This is a genomic window from Nostoc sp. CHAB 5715, from assembly GCF_020829685.1.
GTDB lineage: Bacteria > Cyanobacteriota > Cyanobacteriia > Cyanobacteriales > Nostocaceae > Nostoc.
Genome location: NZ_JAIVFR010000409.1, coordinates 1 through 6,268 on the forward strand (window position 1 = coordinate 1; position 6,268 = coordinate 6,268).

1 protein-coding gene is annotated in these 6,268 nt (G+C 43.9%); it reads right to left on the reverse strand.

Features of this window, described 5'->3' with window-relative positions; genetic code table 11:
- Nucleotides 1–6,119 (reverse strand): non-ribosomal peptide synthetase (locus tag LC574_RS21590; protein ID WP_229455526.1); only part of this gene is annotated, 6,119 nt, incomplete at its 3' end.
- Between the last annotated feature and the right edge of the window lie 149 nt (nucleotides 6,120–6,268).

Here is a 6,268-nt window from a genome sequence, read left to right on the forward strand (position 1 = left end):
CCGATCTGGACAAAAGAGGATTTGCTAAGATAACGGAGTAGTCCGTAGTTAAATCCGCGATTTGGCACTCTCCGTAATTGTTCTTTGATAGCTTTGAGCTTTTCACCCCAATTATCGCTGCTTTCAACTTGTAACAATAGGGGATATATGACTGTAAACCAGCCCACGGTACGAGATACATCTATCTCTGCTGCGGGAAAATCCCGTCCGTAATTTTCCAAATCAATCAACACTAAATCCTCTTTTGTCCATGTCGAGATTGCTTGTGTGCAGGCAGTCAATAACACATCATTAATTTGGGTGTTGTATGCTGAGGGGACTTGTTTGAGTAATGCTTGTGTCTGGGCTGCTGAAAGACTCACGGTAATGGCATCAGCATTGGCTACCGTATTAGTACCATCAAGATAATCTACTGGTAGGGGTTTTACTGTTTGGCGTAGGCTAAGCCCGCCGGAGGCATCGCTTGATAGCCAGTAATCAAGTTCTTCTGATAAAGTTGTTGATGATGCGTAGCTGTCTAACTGTTCTGCCCAAGTTGCAAAAGCAGTAGTTTTTGGCGGTAAATCAATAATTTTACCTTGAATTAGTTGCTGATAAGCCGTCTGCAAATCTTCTAGGAGAATACGCCAGGAAACTGCATCTATTACTAAATGATGAACCACAATTAACAAACGGGATTCTTCACCCAAATCAAAATTAGCCACCCGCAGCAATAAACCGTGGGTAATATTTAAACTTCCTTGCAGTTGGCTAGAAATTTCTTTCATCGCCACTTCTTGTTGCGTCGCTGATAAAGCCGATAAATCACAACAAACGTAGGGAATATCATCATCTGGCTCAATAATTGTAGCTTGCCATTTTACCTTCTCATGCCCTTGGTCTATGACCCCCTCTAACTCCCCCTTGCAAAGGGGGAGAACCGGATATTTCCCTTCTTTACAAGGGGGGATTAAGGGGGGTAAATCCAGGGTTTGTGCATCACCAAGATGTGTGTACACCGTAGCCCCTTGACAAGGCGGGTGGGGTTTTACAAACCGACTTCGCAGCACATCATGATGCTCTAATAGTTTTTTCAAAGATGAAATGAGAATTGCTGGCTGTAATTTCTGCTTCGCCTGCAAAAACACCGCTTGATTGAAGTGATGCAGATTCGCCAACTCTTGCTCAAAAAACCAATGTTGAATAGGTGTGAGTGGTAGGGAACCTGTAACTATACCTTGCTGGGCGTAGATTGCTAAGACAGGGGTAACAACTGCTGCTAATTCTGCGATGGTTTGGTACTGGAAAAGCTGTTTGGGAGTTAGTTGCAACCCTACTTGATTAGCACGACTAATAACTTGAATCGCCAGAATTGAGTCTCCACCCAGTTCAAAAAAGTTATCATGGATGCCGACTTGAGGCAGATGCAAAAGTGATGACCAGATATTGACTAATATTGCCTCTATATTAGTACGCGGTAAAATGATATCCTGCTGGTTTAGTAATTCTGGTGCTGGTAGCATCCGCCTATCTACTTTACCATTAGGCGTTAGGGGTAAAGTTTCCAATTGGATAAAAAAGCTAGGAATCAAGTAATCTGGTAGCTGTTGTTGAAGAAATTGCCGCAGTTCAGTTAGAGAAATCGGCTGCAATTTTGCATCTTGTACGAAGTAAGCTACAAGCTGCTTATGCTGTGATTTCAACTCGTCAGCAATTACCACACAATCTTGTACACTTGGATGTTGAGCCAGTACTGCTTCAATCTCGCCTAACTCAATCCGAAAACCCCGGATTTTGACTTGATTATCCAATCGTCCCAAGTACTCAATATTACCATCTCTCAGGTAACGGGCGCGATCGCCGGTTTTGTAAAGAATGGGCATTGGGCATTGGGCATTGGGCATTGGGCATTGGGCATTGGGCATTGGGCATTGGGAAAATTCTTTCCTTGTCCCCCTCATCTCCCTCATCTCCCTCATCTCCCTCATCTCCCTCATCTCCCTCATCTCCCTCATCTCCCCCACTCCCCACTCCCCACTCCCCACTCCCCATTCCCCAATAAACGGATTCGGGACAAACCTTTCTGCTGTTAACTCTGCTCGATTCACGTAGCCACGGGCGAGTCCGTCACCTGCAATATATAATTCACCTGTGATGCCGATGGGTACAGGGTTAAGATAGCGGTCGAGAATGTAAACTTGGGTATTAGCGATCGCTCGACCAATGGGAACGGTATTATTTATTTGTTTGGCATCGTTTATCACATAGCAACAAGTGAAGGTAGTCCCTTCGGTGGGGCCATAGCCGTTGATGACGCGACATTGAGGATTAGTTTCCAGAAGCTTTTTAATATGAACAGCAGATAAAACGTCACCGCCAGCCAATAATTGTTTCACCGCTTTCAAGCTAGCGAGATGTTCATCTACCATGAGGTGGAATAAGCCTGCTGTTAGCCAAAGAGTGGTAATTTGATGTTGTGCGATCGCATTTGCTAATTCTTCTAGGGTTGGCTGCTGACTCGGCAAAATTACCAAGCGTGCGCCGTTGAGTAGCGCCCCCCAAATTTCAAAGGTAGAGGCATCAAATACAATCGGCGCCGCTTGGAGTAAAATTTCATCGGCATTCAGTTGAGCATAATCACAATTTTGCACTAACCGCACTACACCGCGATGGGGTACACACACACCCTTGGGTACTCCTGTTGAGCCGGAGGTATACATCACATAAGCGAGATTTTCTGGTGTGGTATGGCTGACAGGGTTGGTTGTGGGTTGTTGAGCAATACTTTGCCAATCATTATCAAAACAGAAAATTGGCAGTTCCAAAAATGGTAGTTTTTCAATGTATTGTTCTTGGGTAAGCAGCACTTGCACTTGAGCATCCTGAATCAAAAATGCTAAACGTTCACTTGGATAGTTAACATCCAACGGCACATAAAAACCGCCTGCTTTAAGAATTCCCAATATTCCGATAATAAAATCAACAGAACGCTCAACATAAATACCAACGCCTACCTCTGGCTTGACTCCCAAAGATTTAAGATGATGGGCAAGTTGATTTGCTTTGCTATTGAGTTCTGCATAGGTTAAAATACTTCTCTCCATCCTTCCCACCCCCCTTTCATCCCCCCTTACCAAGGGGGGACAGAGGGGGGTGTCCGATAGGGCGGGTGGGGTGTATTCAATCCCATCAACACAAGCGATGACATCACCAAATTTTGCTACCTGCTGCTCGAATAAATCGTGAATACATTGAGGCGCATGATATATTGCTGCACTACCAAAGCTGATAATTTCCTGAATTTCTGCCTGCCTCATCAAAGATAAATCAGAAATCCGTTGTGTTGGCTCTGAAGTAATGCTTGTTAATAAAGTTTGCAAGTGTTCTGTAAATCGGGTGATTGTAGTTTCCGCAAATAAATCGCAGTTATATTCCCATTTGCCTTGCAATTCGGTGTCTGTTTCCCTGATCATCAAGGTGAGGTCAAACTTTGCCGTACCGCCATCAAGTTCTAGGGGACTCCAGCGCAACCCGGTTAATTCTATTGGTTGGGTGGGGGCATTTTCTACAACTAGCATTACCTGAAATAATGGCGAGTGACTTAGCGATCGCAACGGTTGTAATATTTCTACTACCTGTTCAAATGGTACATCCTGATGAGCATAAGCCGCTAAGACAATTTCCCGCACCTGTGGCAATAATTCGGCAACGCTAGGATTATCTGCTAAGGAAATTCGCAGTGCTAGAGTGTTAGCAAAAAAACCGATTAATCCTTCAGTCTCAGGATAATGACGATTGGCGATTGGGCTACCAATAACGATTTCATCTTGATTACTATAGCGATGCAGCAGCACACTCAACGCCAAAAATATCACCATAAACAGGGTGGTGTTTGTTTCTTGACGTAGCTGCTTGATTGCTTGAGTCAGTTCTAAAGATAACTCAAAACTTTGTCGCCTACCCAGAAATGTCTGCACAGCCGGACGCGGATAATCTATGGGTAATTCCAAAAGCTCTGGAACTTGCTGTAACTGCTGCCGCCAGTATTCTAGCTGATAGTCAAATTTATTATCCTCTAACCACTGTCTCTGCCATGTAGCAAAATCGGCATACTGAATTGCTAACTCTGGCAGAGGAGAAGGCTGTCCTTGGGAAAATGCTTGGTATAAAGTTGCGATTTCCTGCGCTAAAATATCAACTGACCAACCATCGGTGATGATATGATGCATGGTCAATAATAATACGTGTTCATCTGGATGCAGATATAATAAATTGACTCGTAAAAGCGGACTCTGTTCTAAGTGAAAAGGCTGCTGACTTTCGCAACGAGCAAGCTGTTGAACGGTTTGGTGCTGTTGCGATGCCGAGAGTGAACTTAGGTCAATAACTGGAATAAATATATTTACATCAAAAGATACAACTGCTACCCCACTACCATCAACGGTAGGAAAGCTGGTACGCAATACTTCATGACGACGGACAATTTCAGCAAAGCTTTGTCTGAGGACAGTAATATTTAACTTACCACTCAGACGCAATGCCGCCGCCACGTTGTAGGATGGATTTTCTGGTTCCAGTTGTGCTAAAAGCCAGAGGCGCTGTTGGGCAAAAGAAAGGGGTAAATTTTCAACCTCACCCGTCCTGTCGGACACCCCCCTCTGTCCCCCCTTACCAAGGGGGGATGAAAGGGGGGTATTTGATGTTGATGATGCAATTACCCTCGCCAATTCAGCTATAGTTGGTGTTTCAAACACCTGCCGTAATGGTATATTTATCCCAAATACCTGCTGAATTTGGGCAATCATCCGAATTACCAGCAGTGAATGTCCACCCAGAGCGAAGAAATTCTCCTCAACTCCCACTGACTTTAAGTTCAACACTGTTTGCCAAATACCTACCAACAACTCTTCGCTAGGTGTGCGGGGAGCCGTCACAGTTGGGCTAGGTAGTTCTTCTATTTGCGGTAGCGCCTTCCGGTCAATTTTACCATTGGGAGTACGCGGCAATACTTCTAAGAAAACAAAATGGGCGGGAATCATATACCCCGGTAACTTGTTTGCGAGAAATTGCTGCAAATTTGCAGATTTTCTGGTTATGGGAGCAATATAAGCAATTAAGCGTTTGTCACCCGTCATATCTTCACAAGCGACAACAGCACATTCTTGTACATCTGGGTGTTGATTGAGTAAGGCTTCAATTTCACCCAACTCAATACGGAAACCCCGAATTTTTACTTGGTTATCTAACCGTCCCAAATACTCTATATTACCATCTTTGAGATAACGAACGCGATCGCCTGTTTTATAGAGACGCGCCCCTGGTATTTCACTAAATAAATCGGGAATAAACAAAGCAGCCGTCAAGTCAGGTTGATTTAAATAACCTCTAGTTACACCAATTCCGCCAATGTAAAGCTCTCCTGTAACTCCCACTGGGGTAGGATTTAAGTGGGAGTCGAGGATATAGGTTTTGGCATTGTTAACAGCTTTGCCAATTGGCAGTTCTCGCCCTATTGTCTGAACAGTTAGCCCTGAGAAATCACAGATAGTCGTCACGATTGTTGCTTCTGTTGGGCCGTAGCTGTTCACCAAACGCACCTGTAAAGCAAGCTGCTGCCAAGTGGCTAATCGTTCTGGTAAAGCTTTTTCACCGCCGATGATGACTAATCGGACAGAATCTGGTATTGTCAAATTCATAGCTAATAATTCAGCTACAAGTTGATGCCAAAATGCAGTTGGTAAGTCTAATACTGTGATCTGCCAATCACCGCAGATTTTCAGAAACTCTGGAATGGAACTCAACATTTCGTCAGTTCGCAATATCAGCGTTGCACCCCGCACCAAACAAGGAAAAATTTCTTCAGCAGCTGCATCGAAGCTGATGGATGCAAATTGGAGAATAGAATCACTAGAAGATATCTCATATTCAACTATCCCAGCTTCTATATAATTTACCAAAGATTGGTGTTGAACCATCACTCCCTTTGGCACGCCTGTAGAGCCAGATGTATAGATGGTGTAAGCTAGGTTTTCAGATGTCATCTCAGTAGCTGGATTATCCTGACTTTCTAAGTCAATTAATTCCCAGTCTGATAATAAAGAAACTACAGGAAACTCTAAATCAGGGAGAACTGTTAGCAAAGATTCCTGAGTTAATAGCACCGACACCACTGACTTGATTTTCTTGGCTTTGTTTGGCTATGGCTTCCGAATCTGTGTCCAAACAAATCACATACCCTTTATACTCTGATAACTTATCTGCTAGCCGTTTCTGAGTCAATAAGATGAAG